Origin of the sequence: Leucobacter tardus, assembly GCF_017583045.1 — a bacterium.
Classification (GTDB): domain Bacteria; phylum Actinomycetota; class Actinomycetes; order Actinomycetales; family Microbacteriaceae; genus Leucobacter; species Leucobacter tardus.
Genome location: NZ_JAGFBF010000001.1, coordinates 498,670 through 517,279 on the forward strand (window position 1 = coordinate 498,670; position 18,610 = coordinate 517,279).

Genomic DNA, 18,610 nt, shown 5'->3' on the forward strand with positions numbered 1-18,610 from the left:
GGGGTGACGAGGGGGGGGCGGGCCCCGGCCCGGCCCGGCCCACGGGGGACGCGAGGGCCCCGCCCCGGGGCCCCGGGTTACGGGGCGGTGTATCCGCCGTCGACGAGGTGGTAGCTTCCCGTGACGAAGGAAGCGGCGTCGCTCGCGAGGAACGCGATCAGGTGGGCGACCTCTTCGGCGCGTCCGAGTCGCCCGATCGGGTGTTTCGCGATCAACCCCTGCTTTGCCTCTGCGGGTGCGTTCGCGAGCAGCGGGGTGTCGATGTAGCCGGGGCCCACCGAGTTCACGCGCACGCCGGCCGTCGCGTATTCGAGTGCGGCTGTCTTCGTGAGTCCGACGACGGCGTGCTTCGTCGAGACGTAGGCGGGGGATCCGGCGGTGCCGACGCTGCCGAGGATCGACGCGACGTTCACCACCGCGCCGCCGCCGTGTGACGACATGGCAGTGACCTGGGCGCGCGTGCCGCGGAACACGGCGTTGAGGTTGATGCTCACCACTTTCTCCCAATCGGCGTCCGTGTACTCGCCCGTGGGGGCGACGGCTCCGCCGATTCCGGCGTTGTTCACGCCGATGCCGAGGGGTGCGAGCTCCTCGGCGGCGCGCACGGTCTCTTCCACCACCTCGGTCGCCGAGGCGTCGCCGACGACGGAGACCGCGGTGCCCCCGGCAGCCTCGATCTCGCTGACGACGGACTGCGCGGCGGACGCGTCGAGATCCTGCACCACGACCTTCGCGCCGTTCGCCGCGAGGAGGAGCGCGGTCGCGCGCCCGATCCCGGAGCCCGCTCCGGTGACGATCGCTGAACGGTCTGCGACATCGTACGTAGCCATGAGTGTCCTTTCCATCGAATGCCCGTGAGGGGCCTGTGCTCGTCACGGTACGCCTCGAGATTGGGTGCGCGCTTGACGCCGTTCAGGTGGGGGGAATCGTGCCCACCCACGCAGCCGACAGAGGCGATCGTAGGTCAGCAATGTATACGGAGACGGACTCCAAGCCACGATCATTGCCCCGAAGCATGCCTTATGTATACAGTAGGTCGCACAGCGACAGATCGGACGACGGGGGGCGAATGGTGCGAGCCGGTGAACGCGCCTACGCGGCCCTGCTCGAGGAGATCCAGACCGGATCCCTGCCCCCGGGCACCGTGCTCGGCGAGGTGGAGCAGGCGGCACGCCTCGGGGTGAGCCGCACTCCGCTGCGCGAGGCACTGCGTCGGCTCATCGCCGACGGGCTCGTGGTGCAGCAGTCGCCGCGCGTGCTGGTGGTCTCGGGGTTCGACGTCGCCGACATCCGCGCGCTGTTCGAGGCGCGTCGAGCCTTCGAGGAGACCGCGGCCCGCATCGCGGCATCCCGAGGCGATCTCGCGGAGTTCCGCGAGCTGGCGGCCGCGTTCGGCGACGCGGATCCGGGCGATGACGCGTCGGTCGACGCGTACTACGCACTGATCGAGCGATTCGATGCTGCGATCGATGCTGCGGTCGCCAATCCGTATCTGACGTCCGCGCTGCGCACCGTTCGCACGCACCTCGCCCGGGCGAGGCGTCTGGCGCGCGACAACGATGCACGGTTGCGCGCCTCCGTCTCGGAGCACCGGCTCATCGCAGCGGCGATCGCCGACGGCGACGCCGAGCTCGCGGCCCACGCCACGCATGTCCACCTGCATCACGCTCTCGCAGCGATCCTCACCTCTCTGTCGGAAGGAACACCATGACCGTCACCCATCACGTCCGCGTCTACCGGAGCGAGGAAGAACTGGCCAGGCAGGATCAGCTCGCCTGGAAGATCGCGGAGGTCGCGACCGACGATGTCGCACTCGACGCAGACGTCGTCGAGATGATCATCAACCGCATCATCGACAACGCGTCGGTCGCCGCGGCGTCGCTGAATCGCGCGCCCATCATGGCCTCCCGGGCGCAGGCGCTCGCCCACCCGGTGTCGCGGGGCGGCCGCGGGGCGACGGTCTTCGGCCTCGACGGTGCCGCAGACGCCGACGACGAACCGACCCTGGCGAGCCCCGAATGGGCGGCGTGGACGAACGGTGTGGCCGTGCGCGAGCTCGACTACCACGACACCTTCCTCGCGGCGGAGTACTCGCACCCCGGTGACAACATCCCGCCGATCCTCGCCGTCGCCCAGCACGTCGGAGCCGACGGCCGAGCGGTGCTGCGCGGCATTGCGACGGGGTACGAGATCCAGATGGATCTCGTGCGTGCGATCTGCCTGCACCGCCACAAGATCGATCATGTGGCCCATCTCGGCCCGTCGGCCGCCGCGGGTATCGGCACGTTGCTCGGGCTCGACACCGAGACGGTCTTCCAGGCCGTCGGGCAGGCTCTGCACACCACGACGGCCACGCGGCAGAGCCGCAAGGGCGAGATCTCGACGTGGAAGGCGCACGCGCCGGCCTTCGCCGGGAAGCTCGCGATCGAGGCCGTGGACCGCGCCATGCGGGGTCAGACCTCGCCGAGCCCCATCTACGAGGGCGAGGACGGAGTGATCGCTTGGATGCTCGACGGCCCGAGCGCGGCGTACGAGGTTCCGCTGCCGGCACCGGGCGAGGCGAAGCGCGCCATCTTGGACTCGTACACGAAGGAGCACTCGGCCGAGTACCAGGCGCAGGCTTGGATCGATCTGGCACGCAAGCTGCACGGGCAGCATTCGGAGCTCGCGGACCCTGCCAATGTGCAGAGCATCGTGCTGCATACGAGCCACCACACGCATTTCGTCATCGGATCGGGTGCGAACGACCCGCAGAAGTACGACCCGACCGCGTCGCGCGAGACCCTCGATCACTCGATTCCGTACATTTTCGCGGTGGCGCTGCAGGACGGCGGCTGGCACCACGTCGACTCGTACACTCCCGAGCGGGCGGGCCGTGCCGACACCGTCGCCCTGTGGCATCGCGTCACGACCGCCGAGGATGCGGAGTGGACGCGCCGGTACCACTCGGAGGATCCCGATGAGAAGGCGTTCGGCGGACGCGTCGAGATCACGCTGACGAACGGCGAGCGCATCGTCGATGAGATCGCCGTCGCCGATGCACACCCGCTCGGCGCGCGTCCGTTCGCGCGCGAGCAGTACATCCGCAAGTTCCGGATCCTCGCCGAGCCCGTGCTCGACGCCGCCGAGATCGATCGCTTCCTCGAGCTCGTGCAGCGCCTCCCCGAACTCACCGCCGCCGAGGTGCGCGAGCTGAACATCGTCGCGGGGGTCGGCGTGCTCGATCCCGCCGTACCGCAGGGGCTGTTCTGATGCTGTACGCGCAGACCACACCTGAAGCGAAGCGCCGGGCGTTCCGCGAGCGGCTCTCGAGCGGCGAGCTGCTGCGCATGCCCGGAGCCTTCAACCCGCTTTCGGCACGACTCATCGAGCAGAAGGGGTTCGACGGCGTGTACGTCTCGGGCGCCGTACTCGCCGCCGATCTCGGGTTGCCCGACATCGGTCTGACGACGCTCACGGAGGTCGCCGGGCGAGGCGCGCAGATCGCGCGCATGACGGACCTGCCCACGCTCATCGACGCCGACACGGGGTTCGGCGAACCCATGAATGTGGCGCGCACGATCCAGGAGCTCGAGAACGCCGCCCTGGCCGGGTGCCATATCGAGGACCAGGTGAATCCGAAGCGGTGCGGGCACCTCGACGGCAAGACGGTCGTGGACGAGGCGACGGCGGCGCAGCGGATCCGCGCGGCCGTCGACGCCCGCCGCGACGACCAGTTCCTCGTCATGGCGCGCACCGACATCCGGGCGACGCAGGACGGAGAGGCCGGCCTGCGCGCGGCGACGGATCGCGCGAAGGCCCTCGTCGACGCGGGTGCCGATGCGATCTTCCCCGAGGCGATGCGCACGCTCGAGGAGTTCGCGGCGATGCGCGCGGCCGTCGATGTTCCGCTGCTGGCCAACATGACCGAGTTCGGCAAGAGCGAGCTGTTCACGGCTCAGCAGCTCGCCGATGTCGGCATGAATCTGGTGATCTGGCCGGTCTCGATGCTCCGCATCTCGATGGGAGCCACGGGGCGCGCACTCGATGAGTTGAACGCGTCGGGCAGTCTGAGCGGCAAGCTCGATGAGATGCAGCACCGCGCCGACCTGTACGACCTCGTCGACTATCAGGCGTACAACCATTTCGATACGGACGTGTTCAACTTCACGGTCTCGCGATAGCGTGACCCCAGTACAGCGACCTCAGAGCGAAGGAGCCACCATGGCGGATGCGGATATCAAGAAGGGCCTCGTCGGCGTCGTCGTCGATGTGACCGCGATCTCGAAGGTCAACCCCGAGACGAACAGCCTGCTGTATCGGGGGTACCCCGTGCAGGAACTCGCGGACACGCAGTCCTTCGAAGCGGTCGCGCATCTGCTGTGGAGCGGTGAACTGCCGACCGCGGATGAGCTGGCGGGGCTGCGCGCGGAAGAGCGCCGGTACCGTGCGCTCGATCCGGAGGTGCGCGCGGCGATCGATCTCCTGCCGCTCGATGCGCACCCGATGGACGAGGCGCGTACGGCGGTCAGCGTGATCGGCGCGCGGAGCCTCGCCGGATCCGGATCGGTGCTCGATGCGTCGGGGACGCCCGAGGAGAACCGTGCGCGCAGCATCGAGCTCTTCGCCGCGCTCCCCGCGATCGTCGCGTACGGTCAGCGTCGCCGTCGCCATGAGGAGCTCGTCGAACCGCGCGACGATCTCGATTACGCGGCGAACTTCTTGTGGATGGTGTTCGGTCGCGAGCCCGCCGAGGTCGAGGTCGACGCGTTCAACCGGTCGATGATTCTCTACGCGGAGCACTCGTTCAACGCGTCCACGTTCACGGCTCGCGTCATCACGTCGACCCTCTCCGATCTCTACTCGGCGGTGACCGGGGCGATCGGTGCGCTCAAGGGGCCGCTGCACGGCGGCGCGAACGAGGCGGTCATGCACATTCTCGACGAGATCGGCAGCGCCGAGAGAGTGGAGTCGTGGCTCGACGAGGCGCTCGCCGAGAAGCGCAAGATCATGGGTTTCGGGCACCGCGTCTACAAGAACGGCGACTCCCGGGTGCCGACGATGCAGGCCGCCCTCGACCGGCTCGTCGAGCACTACGATCGCTCGGATGTCGGAGATCTGGCGGCGGCGCTCGAGCGCGAGTTCGTCGAGCGGAAGGGCATCTACCCGAACCTCGACTACCCGTCGGGACCGGCGTACCATCTGCTCGGCTTCGACACCGTCACCTTCACGCCGCTCTTCATCGCGGCGCGCATCACGGGGTGGACGGCGCACATCATGGAGCAGGCCGAAGCGAACGCGCTGATCCGCCCGCTCTCCGACTACAACGGGCCGGACGAGCGTCACATCGAGGGGTGAGCCGCACCGGGCGCGTCGCCCAGGTGGCGCGCCCGGTCGCGACGCCGTAACGTCGTACGGGTGACTGATCAGCTCGCGTCGGCAGACGCGCACGAGCCCGCACTGCGGATCGCCTTCGTCGTCCTGCACACCTCCCCGCTCGATGAGCCGGGAACGAAGGACGCCGGCGGGATGAACGTGGTCGTCGTGCATCAGGCTGCGGAGCTCGCGAGACTCGGGCACGAGGTCGAACTGATCACCCGGCGCAGTTCACCCGACCTGCCCGAGACGGTGGAGCTGTCGAGCGGTGTCACGGTGCGGCACCTCGATGTCGGTCCGCCGCGCCTGCTCGCCAAGGGCGACCACGAAGCGCTGATGGAGGAGTTCGGCGTCGCGCTCGCCGCGCACCTGCAGGAGCATCCGTGCGACGTGCTGCACGCCGAGCACTGGTTCTCGGGGATCGCGGCGCTGCCTGCGGCGCGCGCACTCGGCATTCCGCTCGTGCAGAGCTACCACAGCATCGCGGCCGACCCCGATTCGCCGCTGACCGAGGGCGAGCGACCCGAGTCCCCCGGACGGCTGGCGGGAGAGAAGCGGCTCGCGGGCGAGGTGGACCTCGTCGTCGCGGTCAGCGAAGCGGAACGCGCGACGATCCTCGGTCGGCTCGGTGCCGACCCCGACCGGGTGCGCGTAGTGCCGCTCGGCGTGGACACGCGTATGTTCCGTCCGTGCGAGCCAGGGGAGTGCGCCGAGCGCCGCGAATGGCTTGACCGCGGCGGGCGACCCGAGGTGCTTGTCGCGGGGCGGCTGCACCCGTTGAAGGGCGTCGATCTCGCCGTGCGCGCGGTCGCCGCGATTCCCGCCGAGCGACGTCCGGTGCTGCGCGTCATCGGCGTGCCGCCGCCCGACGGCGACGACTACGCCCGCAGCCTGCACGAGCTCGTCGCTGAGTCTGGCATGCTCGCGACCGTCGCCTTCGACGGAGCGTTGCGGCGACAGGATCTCGCCGAGCGACTCCGTCGCACCACGCTCGTGCTCATGCCCTCCCACTCCGAGACGTTCGGCCTCGTCGCGCTCGAGGGCGAGGCCTCGGGAATTCCGGTGATCGCGCGCTCCGTCGGCGGTCTGCGCGAGTCGGTGGTGGACGGCGAGACCGGTCTGCTGCTGACCGGCGACGATCCGGAGGTCTGGGCCGCGGCGATCGATCGTCTCCTCGCGGACGAGGAGCTCGCCACGCGCATGGGCAAGGCGGCGAGGCGCTTCGCGCTCACCCGCAACTGGCGGGCCTCGGCGCGCAAACTGGCGCGCGTCTACCGCGATCTCCTCGCGGACGCTGCGGGGCGATAACGCAGCGGCGCTTCCTCGGTGAGCTGAGCGGCGAGCTGCAGGAGCATCGTCTCGCTGCCCATGCGGCCGATCAACTGAACGCCGAACGGGAGGCCCGCGGGGGTCTCGAGCAGCGGCACCGCGACCGCCGGGAGGCCCGAGACGTTGACGATCGAGGTGCACGGCGCCCACTCGCACTGCAGCCGGTAGTCCGCTTCGGGTGACCGCGCGAGGAACGCGCCGATCGGTGGAGGGTCCATCGCGAGGCCAGGTGTGAGCACGACATCGAACGCGCCCCACTGCGCGCGGACGTCGGCGGCGAAGCGCGTGATCCGTGCCCCCGCTTCGCGGTGCTGCGCGACCGAGCGGGCGAGGGCGCGTTCCCGGAAGCTGCGGGTGAGCGGCATGAGCAGCTCTTCCGCGGCGGTGTCGCGCACCTCGAGGAGCGACAGGCTCGCGGTCCAGACGTCGGTGAACAGCTCGGGGTAGTCGGGGTCGTAGCGGAACTCGGCGGCGTCGACCCGGTGCCGCGCCTCGAGCCGCCGGCGTGCCTCGTCGAGCGCCGCGAGCGCCGGCGCCGAGAACGGCGTGGGGGAGGCGCTCTCGAACGGCGTCGCCGTGCTGACGCCGATGGCGAGGTGTTCGAGCTGTTCCGATGTCTCGACGGCGGTGAGCGTCGACTCGGTCGGGTCCGCCCGCATGGCGTCGAAGAGGAGCGCCGCGTCGCGCGCGGATCGGGCGAGCGGGCCGGAGACCCCGAGCTTCGGCGCTCCGAACGTGTCGCTTCGGCCACGCAGTACATCGGTCGGGATCGCTCCGAGTCCCGGCTTCAGGCCGATCAGACCGCAGGCGAGCGCGGGGATCCGGATCGAGCCGCCGCCGTCGCTGGCAGGGGCGGCGGTGAGGATGCCTGCTGCGACCGCGGCGGCGCTGCCGCCGGATGAGCCTCCCGCGGTCACACGCGGATCGTGCGGGTTCCGTGTCGGAGCCGCGATGCGATTCTCGGAGTAGCCGGTGAGTCCGAACTCGGGCACCTGCGTCTTGCCGATGGACACCGCCCCCGAGCGGTGCAGCTGCGCGACCCCCGGATCATCCGCGGTGGCAGTGGCGTGGGGGAACGCGGCGCTGCCGCGCGTCGTGGGGGCGCCCGCGACGTCGACGAGGTCCTTGTGCGCGAGGGGAACGCCGTGGAGCGGAGGGAGCGCGCGGTGCGCCCCGTGCGCGTGCGCCACGTCGAACGCGGCGCCGCGCCAGCGCGCATCCGCCCGGTCGGCTGCCGCGAGCGCGCGGTCCGCCGTCAGTGTCACGAAGGCGCCGAGGTCGGCCCGCTGCGCGGCACGCTCGAGCGCGGCCTCGGTCGCCGCGCGGGCGGACACATCACCGCTGCCGATCGCGTCGCGCAGTGCGCGCAACGGATCGCGCGCGCGGTCGAGGTCTGCGAAGTCGCCCATCCGATCAGCTTAATCCGCGCAGCGGGCTCGCGCGCGGCGGTGCCGGCCCGCTCGCCGACGTACTCTTGCGAACGATTCTCATGCGCATTAGAGTGGGGAAGTTCCTCGACGAAAGAGCTTCATGTCGCACTTCTCCGACGCGCTGCGCAGCGCGCACTCCTCGCTCACCTCCCCGTCGTCCGCGCACCCCGGGCGCGGACGCCTCGTGACCGGATCCGCCGTCGCGCTCGCCGCAGCGCTCGGCCTGGCCGGGTGCGCGTCGTCCGGCGCGGGCGAGGCGGACGGAGACCAGCTGCAGGTCGTCGCGACCACGACGCAGCTCACCGACTTCGCGCAGGAGATCGGCGGCGATGACATCGCACTCACCGGGCTCCTTCCCGCCGGCGGATCCGCGCACCACTACGACCCGTCCCCCGACGACCTGCTCGCGCTCGGGCAGGCCGACGTGCTCATCGTGAACGGTGCGGGTCTCGAAACCTTCATCGACGATGCGATCGAGGCTTCAGGGTTCGACGGCACGCTCGTCGACGCCAGCCAGGGCGTCGACCTCGCCGAGGCCGAAGCGATCACCTCGGAAGCCGAGCACGCCGCGGAGCACGATCACGCCGACGACGGGCATGACCACGAGCACGCCGACGAGGGCGACGCGAGTCACGACGACGCGCACGATCACGAGCACGCCGAATCCGGCGACGAGGAGCACGACCACGATCACGGTCCGGTGAACCCGCACCTCTGGACCTCGCCGCAGTACGCCAAGGGCATGGCCACCGAGGTCATGGACGGGTTGGTCGCCGCGGATCCCGATCGCGCCGACGACTTCACGTCGCGGGGTGAGGCCTACACCGCGAAGCTCGACGCGCTCGACGAGTGGGTGTCGACCGAGATGGCGAAGGTTCCCGAGGCGGATCGCATCATGGTGAGCGGGCACGACTCGCTGCGTTATTACCTGCACGACTACGACATCGCATTCGCGGGTTCGATCCTGCCGTCGTTCGAGGACAACGCCGAGCCGAGCGCGTCCGAGATCGATGCCCTGGTCCACGAGATCGAAGAACAGGGTGTGAAAGCGGTGTTCGTCGAGTCGTCGATGAACCCGAAGCTCGCCGAGACCATCGCTCAGGAGGCGGGCGTCGAGGTCGTCGACAGCGACTCCCTCTACGCCGATTCTCTGGGCGCCGAAGACACGGATGCCGCGACCTATGTCGGCGCGACGGTGCACAACACGCAGCTGATGCTCGAAGCGTGGGGCGTCACCCCTGACGCGGTGCCGGCGGACCTCGAGTCGTAGAATGGCGGCTATGCCAGCCGCCGCTCCAGCCCTCGCGCTCCGCGACGCCGCATTCGGCTACCAGGGGGTCACGCGGGTCGAGCACCTCTCGGGCGACCTGCCCGCCGGCAGCGCGGTCGCGCTGATCGGCCCGAACGGGTCGGGCAAGTCGACGCTGCTGCGCGGGATCCTCGGCCTCGCCGAACTCACGAGCGGTGAGATCGAGGTGCTCGGTCAGTCCCCGCGGCACGCGAGGCGCCTCGTGGGATCGCTGCCCCAGGCGGACAGCCGGGACACCACGCTGCCGGTCACGCTGCGCCACGTCGTCACCATGGGCCTGTACCGATCGCTCGGTCCGGTACGACCCGTCGGTGCATCGGGTCGTCGTGCGGTGAGCGAGGCGCTCGCCCGTGTGGGGCTCGCGGACTTCGCGGGGCGACGATTCGGCGAACTGTCCGGCGGACAGCAGCAGCGCGGCATTCTCGCGCGGGCGCTGGTCGCCGACCCGCAACTGCTGCTGCTGGACGAGCCGTTCAACGGCCTCGACCGCGAGAACCGCGAGGTGCTGCTGTCGCTGGTGCAGGAGCTGCGCGCCGAGGGACGCACGATCATCGTCTCCACGCACGACCTCGAGATCGCGAAGCGGGCGTGCACGCACGTCCTGCTGCTCGCCAGCGGGCACACGCCGACGCAACCCGGCCACCCGGCCGCCTTCGGTTCGCTCGACGAGGCGCTCACGCTGGAAGCGGTGGCGCACGCGTTCCAGGACACCACCGTCGAACTCGACCACCACACGGTGACGACGTCGCGGGAACTCGAGTAGGCGTGGACGCCTCACTCCTCGAGATCTTCGCTCTGCCGTTCATGAGCCGCGCGCTCATCACGGTGGCGGTGCTCGCCGTGGCCGCGGGTGTCGTCGGTCTCTGCATCAGCTTTCGCGAGCTGGAGTTCGTCAGCGATGGGCTCGTGCATGCCGTCTTCCCCGGCCTCGTCGTGGGCTCGGCGCTCGGCGGGACCGCCGGGGTCCTTCCGGGAGCCGTGGTGGCGGCGCTCCTCGCAGCGGTGCTGTTCACCGTGCTCGAGTGGCGGGGCGGCGTGAGCTCGGACGCCGCGATCGCGGTGGTACTCACCGGAATGTTCAGTCTCGGCGTGGTGCTCGTGTCGCGGCAGGACGGCTACGTCTCCCAGTTGCAGGATCTGCTGTTCGGGCGGTTGCTGACCGTCACGGCCGCGCAGCTGTGGCAGATCGTCGCGGTCGCCGCGCTGGCGCTCATCATCATCGCGTGCACGTGGCGGGCGCAGGTCTTCCGGGCGTTCGATCCCGACGGTTTCTCCGCTTCGGGGTACCGCCCCCTTGCCACGGACCTGTGGCTCGGTGCGGCGGTCGCCCTGCTCGTCGTCGCCGGGGTGCAGGCGCTCGGGGTGCTGATGGTCATCGCGCTGCTCACGGTGCCGATGGCGACCGCGAGACTCGTCTCGCGACGTTTCGCGCTGCTCGTGCCCATCGCGATCGGCGTGCCGCTTCTCGCGGGGGTCGTGGGTCTGTGGCTCGCGTTCGACTGGTCCGTCGTGGCCGGCGCCTCGGTGTCGCCGGGCGCCATCATCGTGCTCATGCTGGTCGCGCTCTACGTGGTCGCCGTGCTGGCGAGTCTCGCGCGCTCCCGTGTCGCCCGTGCGCGCAGCGGGAGTCGCGGAGCGGAGGTGCGCGCGTGAGCTACTTCGCCCTCGCCACGCTCGAGATCGCGCTCCTCGGCCTGCTCTCGGGGATCGCCGGCACGCTCATCGTGCTGCGGCGCCGCTCGTTCTTCGCGGTGGCGCTCAGTCATGCGACGTTCCCCGGCGGCGTGATCTTCGCGGTGCTGGGGTGGAACCTGCTGCTCGGGCAGGCGCTCTTCGCCTGCCTGCTCGTCGCGATCATGACGCTGCTCGCGCGGGTGCCCGGTCAGGGCAGGCAGGTGGCGAGCGGCATCGTGCTCGCGTTCGGCTTCGCGCTCGGCACGCTGCTCTCGAGCGTCTATTCGGGTATCGGGGTTCCGGTCGAAGCGCTGCTCGTGGGATCGCCGCTCGGCGTTTCGACGGGCGACGTCGCGGCGACCGCCGCAACGCTCATCGGGGGCCTGGTGCTGCTCGCGCTGTGGTGGCGTCGAATCCTGCTGCACACCTTCGATGCCGTGGGATTCCGTGCGAGCGGGTTTCGCGAGTGGCCGGTGGAACTGGTCGTCACGATCGTGATCGCGGGCGCCGTGGTCGTCGCCATGCCGGCGGTGGGCGCCATCCTGGGCGTCGCGATCATCATCGGCCCCGCAGCGGCGGCGCGAGCGGTCGCGCCGAGTGTGGGCTGGATCCCGCCGATCGCCGCCGTGCTCGGCGTCGGCTCGGGCGTGCTCGGCCTCTGGGCGTCGCGCGCGTTCGACATCGCGGCCGGCGGTGCGGTCGGCGTCGCGGTGACGCTGGTGTTCCTCCTGGCGCTCGCGGTGCGCGCACTTCGCTACGGTGGTACTGTGCTCGCACGACGGCGGGGCGACGGGCCCGCGCCGGGTCGAGCGACGACGGAGGTTCGAGCAGGATGAGCGCACCGCAGCGGAACACGTGGCAGCGCGAGGCGGTGCGTGCGGCGCTCGCCGAGGCCCGCGGTTTCGTGAGCGCCCAGCAGCTGCACCAGACTCTGCGCGACCACGGGTCCACGATCGGACTCGCGACCGTGTACCGGGCGCTCAGCGGGCTCAGCGACTCGGGCGAGGCGGACTCGCTGCAGTCGCCCGAAGGCGAGAACCTCTTCCGATCCTGCGTGATGGAGGGCCACCACCATCACCTCATCTGCCGGCGGTGCGGTGATACCCGCGAGCTGCAGGCCGAAGTGGTCGAGGAATGGACGCAGAAGGTCGCCGCCGAGCAGGGGTTCGCCGAGATCGAGCACGTCGTCGACCTCTTCGGTATCTGCGAGCGCTGCCAGCGTCTGCAGACGGGATCCGATTCCTGACACCCGTCCGGAGAAATGAGACGACCTCGATCTCTCGAGACCGGATGATGACGGGCAGGTAACGACTTCGTCGCGGGCTTTTATACAGGTGGCTCTCAGTCATAGGATTCTGCCCATGGCAGAGACGACAGTGGTGCGGGTTCCCCGCGACAACCGAGAGCCCCTCGTGGTGATCGACGAGGTGAACAAGCACTACGGCGACCTGCACGTCTTGAACAACATCAATACGCGTGTCGGGCGCGGTGAAGTGGTCGTGGTTCTCGGCCCTTCCGGCTCGGGCAAGTCGACGCTGTGCCGCGCGATCAATCGCCTCGAGACGATCGACTCCGGCACCATCACGATCGACGAGAAGCCGCTGCCCGAAGAGGGCAAGGCGCTGGCGACGCTCCGTGCCGACGTCGGCATGGTGTTCCAGCAGTTCAACCTGTTCGCCCATAAGTCGATCCTCGAGAACGTGACGCTCGGGCCGATGAAGGTGCGGGGTCTCAGCAAGAAGGACGCCGAAGAGAAGGCCATGCGCCTGCTCGACCGCGTCGGCATCGCGAACCAGGCGAAGAAGTATCCCTCCCAGCTGTCGGGCGGCCAGCAGCAGCGCGCAGCGATCGCGCGATCGCTGGCGATGGATCCGAAGCTGATCCTGCTCGACGAGCCCACCTCGGCACTCGACCCCGAGATGATCAACGAGGTGCTCGAGGTCATGATCGGCCTGGCGAACGAGGGCATGACCATGGTCGCCGTGACGCACGAGATGGGTTTCGCCCGGCGCGCCGCCGATCGCATCCTCTTCATGGCGGACGGCCAGATCGTGGAGGAAGCGACGCCCGAGCAGTTCTTCACCGACCCGCAGACGTCGCGCGCCAAAGACTTCCTGTCGAAGATCCTCGGTCACTGACCGACTCGAGAACGACCATCCGGCGCTGCCGGGACATCACAGAAAGGCAAGGACCCATGCGAATCCACAAGTACGCAGCAGTGTTCGCTGCGGCCGGGGCCCTCACGCTCGCGGGCTGCGCAGGCGGGGGAAGCGGCGAGGATCCGGCTCCGGTCGAGGACGCCGAGTTCGAGGCGGGGACGACGATGGCCAGCCTCAACGAAGCGGGCTCCATCACGATCGGCACGAAGTTCGATCAGCCGCTGTTCGGCCTCATGGGCCCGAGCGGCGAGCCCGAGGGCTTCGACGTCGAGATCGGCAAGATCATCGCAGCGGATCTCGGCATCGAGGCCGGGAACATCGACTGGGTCGAAACCGTTTCGGCCAACCGCGAGCCCTTCATCGAGAACGGGCAGGTCGACATCGTCATCGCGACATACACGATCAACGACGAGCGCAAGGAAGTCGTCTCGTTCGCCGGGCCGTACTACGAGGCGGGTCAGGATCTGCTCGTGCTCGAGGGCAACCCCGACGGCATCGAGGGCATCGAAGACGTGAAGGGCGAGAAGGTCTGCTCGGCCACGGGTTCGACCTCGGCCGACAACCTGCGCGCCGAAGGCGTCGAGGTGCTCGAGACCGACACGTACTCGAACTGCCTCGAGCCGCTGCGCTCCGGCGAGGTCGTCGCGGTCTCCACCGACAACGTGATCCTCGCGGGTCTCGCCGACCAGAACGAGGGCGAGTTCGAGGTCATCGAGAACCCGTTCACGTCCGAGCCCTACGGTATCGGCCTGGCGATCGACGACACCGAGTTCCGCGACTTCATCAACGACACGCTGGAGGCCTCCTACGAGGACGGCCGCTGGGCCGAGGCCTGGGAAGGCACGGCCGGGGCCGTGCTGACCACGCCGGAACCGCCGGCAGTCGACCGCTACTGATTCAGACGGGCGGCGGGGGTCACCCTCGCCGCCCGATCCGATCCGATCGAGAGGATCAGCGCACCGTGGAAGTGCTGTTCGACAATATGGGCGCCGTGCTCTCAGGGTTCCTGATGACGCTCCGGCTCCTGATCTTCGGGGGACTGGGGGCGATGGCGATCGGCCTGCTGGTCGCGACGATGCGCATCTCGCCCGTGGGCTCGCTGCGCATGTTCGCCACGGCGTACACCGAGCTCGTCCGGAACATCCCGCTCACGCTGCTGCTGTTCTTCATGACATTCGTGTTGCCGCTCATCGTGGCTGAGCGGCCGCCGTACGTGATTCTCGCGACGATCGGGCTCGCGATCTACACGTCGCCCTTCGTCGCCGAAGCGCTGCGCTCCGGCATCAACGGTGTCCCGGTGGGTCAGGCGGAGGCCGCACGATCGATCGGTCTCACCTTCGGGCAGACGCTGACCCTCATCGTGCTGCCGCAGGCGCTGCGCATGGTGATCCCCCCGCTCATCAACGTCTTCATCGCACTGACGAAGAACACCTCGGTGGCGGGCGGCTTCTTCGTGACCGAGCTGTTCCTCACGGCGCGGACGCTCACGAACCAGTACGGCAGCGCGGTCATCGCGATCCTGGCGGGAGTCGCGGTCTTCTACCTCGTGATCACGGTGCCGCTCGGCTTGATCGCCGGGCAGATCGAGAAGAAGGTGCGGGTGCTGCGATGAGTCAGGCCACAGTCCTCTACGACGCCCCCGGCCCGAAGGCCCGCAGGCGTTCGCTGATCATCTCCGTCGTGGGCACGCTCGCCCTCGTCGGCCTGCTCGCCTGGGTGGTCTGGATCCTCGGCCAGCCCCGTGTCGCCGCCAACGGCAACGAGACGCCCGGAACCTGGGACGCGTCCCGCTGGGACGTGCTCGGCGATCCGGTGGTCTGGGAGACCGTCGCGCGCGGGGCCTGGTTCACGATCCGCGCCGCGGCGACCGCCATGGTGGGCGCGATGATCATCGGCATCCTCTTCGCGTTCGGCAGGCTCGCCGAGTCGAAGGTGATCCGGATCCCGGTCGCGATCGTGCTCGAGTTCTTCCGCGGCATGCCGGTGCTGCTCATGATGCTCTTCATCCTGCTCGTCGCGGCGAGCGGCGCCTTCTGGGCCGTGGTGGTCGCGCTGGCGGTCTACAACGGCGCGATCATCGGTGAAGCGCTGCGCGCCGGCATCGTGTCGCTCGGCAAGGGGCAGCGCGAAGCCGGGCTCTCGATCGGACTCACGCCGGTGCGCACGCGACTGCTCATCGAGTTTCCGCAGGCGTTCACCCAGATGCTGCCGGTGATCATCGCGCAGATGGTGGTGCTGCTGAAGGATACGTCGCTCGGCTACATCGTCGCCTACAACGAGTTGGCCCGCACCATTCAGAACTTGAGCAACTACTACGGCAACAGCTACATGTTCACGTTCTGGCTGGTGGCCATCACGGTGTACCTGCTGATCAACCTCACCGTCTCGTGGATCGGACGCCGCACGCATCGCATCGCGGCGAAGCGCAGCACCCGCTGAGTCGCATATGCAGTTCGTGGGACCCGAGCGAGCCGCCCCCGTGTACCGTGATCCGGTCACGGGGGCGGAGTTTCCGATCGACGAACCGCGTTGGCGGTCCGCCGACGGTTCGCCGCTCATGATCTCGCGGGGGTCGGGGATCGCGCGCGACGATATCGCGCGCACCGATCGCAGTCTCTGGCGCTATCGCGCCGCGCTCCCCGTCGACGTTGCGGACCCGGTCTCGCTGGGCGAGGGGTGCACGCCTCTCGTGGCGCGCGAGCTCGCCGGAGGCCTCGCGCACTGCAAGCTCGAGTGGTTCAGTCCGACGGGCAGTTTCAAGGATCGCGGCGCGAGCGTCATGGTGTCGATCCTCCGCGAGCAGGGGGTCGCCTCCCTCATCGAGGACAGTTCGGGCAACGGCGGCGCGGCGATCGCGGCCTACGGAGCCGCTGCGGGGATGGACGTGACGGTGTTCGCCCCCGCGAGCACGTCGCCGGCCAAGCTCGCACAGGCGCGGGCGTACGGTGCGACGATCGAGCTCGTATCCGGCCCGCGCGAAGCCTCCCAGGAGGCGGCGATCGCCGCGGCGGACAGCGGGCCGCGCTACGCGAGTCACAACTGGCAGGCGCTCTTCCTCGAGGGGACGAAGACCCTCGCGTACGAGATCTGGGAGGATCTCGGCTTCGACGCCCCGGACCACGTGGTCGTGCCGGTGGGCGCGGGCAGCAGCCTGCTCGGGTGCGCCCTCGGGTTCGCCGAGCTCTACCGCGCCGGTCAGATCGCTCGCATGCCGAGCCTGCACGCCGCGCAGCCGCTCAACTGCTCGCCCATCGACGCGGCGTTCCACGGCGATGCGGATCGGCCCGTCGCCCCCACGGTCGCCGAAGGGACCGCGATCCGGAAACCGCTGCGCGCGGCCCAGATTCTCGATGCCATCCGTGAGACGGGCGGATGCACGATCGCCATCGCCGAGCACGAGATCCTTGCTGCTCGGACTGCGCTCGCGGCGCAGGGATGGTTCGTCGAGCCGACGAGTGCAACGGCCGCCGCCGCGTTCACGCACCTGCGCGGCCGAGGCACGATCCAGCCCGGTGAGACCGCCGTCGTCGTGCTGACGGGCAGCGGGTTGAAGTCCTCCGCGGCCTGACCCGGGCGCGTCTGACAGGATGAGGTCTGCAGACGTCAGCGGGAGAAGAGGCACGATGCGCGGATTGAGCGGCACACTTGTCGCGATCACCGGAGCGGCCGGAGCGATCGGTCGCGCCACGGCGCGACGCTTCGTCGAGGAAGGGGCACGGGTCGTCGCGCTCGACATCGATGCGGCGGCGCTCGCCGCGCTGGGTGAAGAGCTGCCCGGGATCGCGGCATCGATCCGCGTCGATGTCTCCGATGCCGAGAACGTGGAGGACGTTTTCGCCGGGATCGCGCGCGATCACGGGCCCCTCGACGTGCTCATCAACAACGCCGGGGTGAACGCCAGGCACGACTTCACCGAGATCCCCGTCGCCGACTGGCGTCGGGTCATGAGCGTGAACGTCGACGGCGCGTTCCTCGTGGCCCAGGCTGCCGCTCGGCAGATGCGGGCCGGCGGTCGCGGAGTGGTGCTGCACACCGCCTCGACCAACGGGATCGTCGGGTACCGCGAGCACGCGATCTACAGTTCGGGCAAGGCGGCGGTGCTCGAGATGTCGCGCTGCATGGCGCTCGATCTCGCCCCCGAGATCCGGGTCAACGCCGTGTGCCCCGGCTACGTGCAGACGCCCCTCATGACGGCGGGGGCCGAGCAGGCGGCCAGCATTCCGCTCCGCCGCTTCGGGCTGCCCGAAGAGGTCGCCGCGCTCTTCGCCTTCCTGGCATCGGACGACGCCGCGTTCATCACCGGCCAGGAGTTCGTGATCGACGGGGGCGAGACCGCAGGAGGTCTGCTCAGCGGGTTCGGCACGGCGACGCCCCCTAGACTCGAATCATGAGCGAACTCGTGGTCTCCCTGCCGAGCGCCGAACTCCGCCGAGCCGTCGGCGAGGTCTCCGGAGTCGACATCGTCGACTGGGAGATGCAGGGCGACGCCCCGCGCGAGCGGTTCGACATCGTGGTGCCCCCGTACATGTACGGCGTCGCCCCCTTGCGGCACCTGAGCTGTGTCGACGTGCGCTTGATCCAGTGGCAGTCCATCGGCATCGATGGAGTGACCGACGCACTGCCCGTCGACGCGCCCTTCGCGAACGCGGTGACGGTGCACGAGACGTCGACGGCGGAGCTCGCGCTCACGCTGACGCTCGCCGCGCAGCGCGGCATCCCGCAGTTCGTGCGCGATGCCGCGACCGGGGAGTGGCGCAACGATCGGCAGCCGAGTCTCGCCGACCGGCGCGTGCTGCTCGTCGGCTACGGCGGAGTGTCGCAGGCGATCGAGGCGAGGCTTTCGGGGTTCGAGGTCTCGATCACCCGCGTCGCCCGGTCCGCGCGTCGGGCACAGAACCTCGCGGGCGACACCGTCGAGGTGCACGGCATCGACGCGCTGCCCGCACGGCTCGCCGAAGCCGAGGTCGTCATCGTCGCGGTTCCGCTGACGGACGATACGCGCGGGCTCTTCGACGCGTCGATGTTCGCCGCGATGCCCGACGGGGCGCTGCTCGTGAACGTCGCCCGCGGACCGGTCGTCGATACCGATGCGCTCGTCGCCGAACTGCAGTCCGGGCGTCTGCGGGCTGCCCTGGACGTCACCGACCCCGAACCGCTGCCGGCCGGACACCCGCTGTGGTCGTGCGACAACGCGCTGATCAGCCCCCACGTGGGGGGTGCCTCGACGGCGATGGTGCCGCGCATGGCGCGGCTGATCCGACGCCAGATCGCCCACCTCCAGGCGGGTGAGACGCCCGAGAACCTGGTGCTCGGCAGCTGGGACGCGTGAGCGTCGTCGTGCTCTCATGAACCCG

The 18,610-nt window shown here is 69.6% G+C and carries 19 protein-coding genes; 17 read left to right on the plus strand and 2 right to left on the minus strand.

What is annotated here, in order from left to right; translation table 11 throughout:
* Positions 1-77: 77 nt before the first annotated feature.
* Positions 78-830: an SDR family NAD(P)-dependent oxidoreductase gene (locus J4H85_RS02365; protein WP_208236527.1), complete on the minus strand. Its 753-nt coding sequence runs from the start codon at positions 828-830 to the stop codon at positions 78-80.
* Between the two features lie 242 nt (positions 831-1,072).
* On the opposite strand from J4H85_RS02365, the gene J4H85_RS02370 reads away from it, so the two are divergent.
* Genes J4H85_RS02370 through J4H85_RS02390 form a run of 5 tightly spaced genes read left to right on the plus strand, consistent with a single transcriptional unit; the run spans position 1,073 to position 6,663 of the window.
* The gene (locus tag J4H85_RS02370) at positions 1,073-1,711 is read left to right on the plus strand and encodes a GntR family transcriptional regulator (protein WP_208237297.1); all 639 of its coding nucleotides are present in this window, start codon (positions 1,073-1,075) and stop codon (positions 1,709-1,711) included.
* The gene (locus J4H85_RS02375; RefSeq protein WP_208236529.1) at positions 1,708-3,252 is read left to right on the plus strand and encodes an MmgE/PrpD family protein; all 1,545 of its coding nucleotides are present in this window, start codon (positions 1,708-1,710) and stop codon (positions 3,250-3,252) included. The genes J4H85_RS02370 and J4H85_RS02375 overlap by 4 nt, the downstream gene beginning before the upstream one ends.
* Positions 3,252-4,163: a methylisocitrate lyase gene (gene prpB, locus J4H85_RS02380; protein ID WP_208236531.1), complete on the plus strand. Its 912-nt coding sequence runs from the start codon at positions 3,252-3,254 to the stop codon at positions 4,161-4,163. Before J4H85_RS02375 ends, prpB begins: the two co-directional genes overlap by 1 nt.
* A gap of 40 nt (positions 4,164-4,203) precedes the next feature.
* Positions 4,204-5,337, plus strand: a complete 1,134-nt coding sequence (locus J4H85_RS02385) for a bifunctional 2-methylcitrate synthase/citrate synthase (RefSeq protein ID WP_208236533.1) — start codon at positions 4,204-4,206, stop codon at positions 5,335-5,337.
* A 60-nt stretch (positions 5,338-5,397) separates the two neighbouring features.
* Positions 5,398-6,663 (plus strand): glycosyltransferase, encoded by a 1,266-nt coding sequence (locus J4H85_RS02390; protein WP_307863331.1) that lies wholly within the window; start codon positions 5,398-5,400, stop codon positions 6,661-6,663.
* Here J4H85_RS02390 and J4H85_RS02395 read toward each other — a convergent pair.
* Positions 6,627-8,093 (minus strand): amidase, encoded by a 1,467-nt coding sequence (locus J4H85_RS02395; RefSeq protein ID WP_208236535.1) that lies wholly within the window; start codon positions 8,091-8,093, stop codon positions 6,627-6,629. The genes J4H85_RS02390 and J4H85_RS02395 overlap by 37 nt on opposite strands.
* Positions 8,094-8,214: 121 nt before the next feature.
* Here J4H85_RS02395 and J4H85_RS02400 point away from each other — a divergent pair, with 121 nt between their 5' ends.
* From J4H85_RS02400 to J4H85_RS02455, 12 genes are all read left to right on the plus strand, one after another.
* On the plus strand, positions 8,215-9,384 hold the full coding sequence (locus J4H85_RS02400; RefSeq protein WP_208236537.1) for a metal ABC transporter substrate-binding protein: 1,170 nt from the start codon (positions 8,215-8,217) through the stop codon (positions 9,382-9,384).
* A gap of 10 nt (positions 9,385-9,394) precedes the next feature.
* Complete coding sequence (locus tag J4H85_RS02405) at positions 9,395-10,186, plus strand: metal ABC transporter ATP-binding protein (RefSeq protein ID WP_243893300.1); 792 nt, start codon at positions 9,395-9,397, stop codon at positions 10,184-10,186.
* Positions 10,187-10,188: 2 nt separating this feature from the next.
* Entirely contained in the window at positions 10,189-11,076 is an 888-nt protein-coding gene (locus J4H85_RS02410; protein WP_307863332.1) for a metal ABC transporter permease, read from the plus strand.
* Positions 11,073-11,933 (plus strand): metal ABC transporter permease, encoded by an 861-nt coding sequence (locus J4H85_RS02415; protein WP_208236541.1) that lies wholly within the window; start codon positions 11,073-11,075, stop codon positions 11,931-11,933. Before J4H85_RS02410 ends, J4H85_RS02415 begins: the two co-directional genes overlap by 4 nt.
* Positions 11,930-12,343: a Fur family transcriptional regulator gene (locus J4H85_RS02420; protein WP_208236543.1), complete on the plus strand. Its 414-nt coding sequence runs from the start codon at positions 11,930-11,932 to the stop codon at positions 12,341-12,343. Before J4H85_RS02415 ends, J4H85_RS02420 begins: the two co-directional genes overlap by 4 nt.
* Positions 12,344-12,458: 115 nt before the next feature.
* Positions 12,459-13,235, plus strand: coding sequence for an amino acid ABC transporter ATP-binding protein (locus tag J4H85_RS02425; protein ID WP_208236545.1), 777 nt, complete (start codon positions 12,459-12,461; stop codon positions 13,233-13,235).
* A gap of 56 nt (positions 13,236-13,291) precedes the next feature.
* Positions 13,292-14,152 (plus strand): glutamate ABC transporter substrate-binding protein, encoded by an 861-nt coding sequence (locus J4H85_RS02430; protein WP_208236547.1) that lies wholly within the window; start codon positions 13,292-13,294, stop codon positions 14,150-14,152.
* A 65-nt stretch (positions 14,153-14,217) separates the two neighbouring features.
* Positions 14,218-14,868 carry an amino acid ABC transporter permease gene (locus tag J4H85_RS02435; protein ID WP_208236549.1) on the plus strand — a complete coding sequence of 217 codons (651 nt, stop codon included), beginning with the start codon at positions 14,218-14,220 and terminating at the stop codon, positions 14,866-14,868.
* On the plus strand, positions 14,865-15,695 hold the full coding sequence (locus tag J4H85_RS02440) for an amino acid ABC transporter permease (protein ID WP_208236551.1): 831 nt from the start codon (positions 14,865-14,867) through the stop codon (positions 15,693-15,695). The genes J4H85_RS02435 and J4H85_RS02440 overlap by 4 nt, the downstream gene beginning before the upstream one ends.
* Positions 15,696-15,702: 7 nt before the next feature.
* Positions 15,703-16,824: a pyridoxal-phosphate dependent enzyme gene (locus tag J4H85_RS02445; protein WP_208236553.1), complete on the plus strand. Its 1,122-nt coding sequence runs from the start codon at positions 15,703-15,705 to the stop codon at positions 16,822-16,824.
* 64 nt (positions 16,825-16,888) lie between these two features.
* Positions 16,889-17,647: an SDR family NAD(P)-dependent oxidoreductase gene (locus J4H85_RS02450; protein ID WP_208236555.1), complete on the plus strand. Its 759-nt coding sequence runs from the start codon at positions 16,889-16,891 to the stop codon at positions 17,645-17,647.
* A complete protein-coding gene (locus J4H85_RS02455; RefSeq protein ID WP_208236557.1) occupies positions 17,644-18,585 on the plus strand; it encodes a 2-hydroxyacid dehydrogenase in 942 nt (313 codons plus the stop codon). The genes J4H85_RS02450 and J4H85_RS02455 overlap by 4 nt, the downstream gene beginning before the upstream one ends.
* Positions 18,586-18,610: the final 25 nt, after the last annotated feature.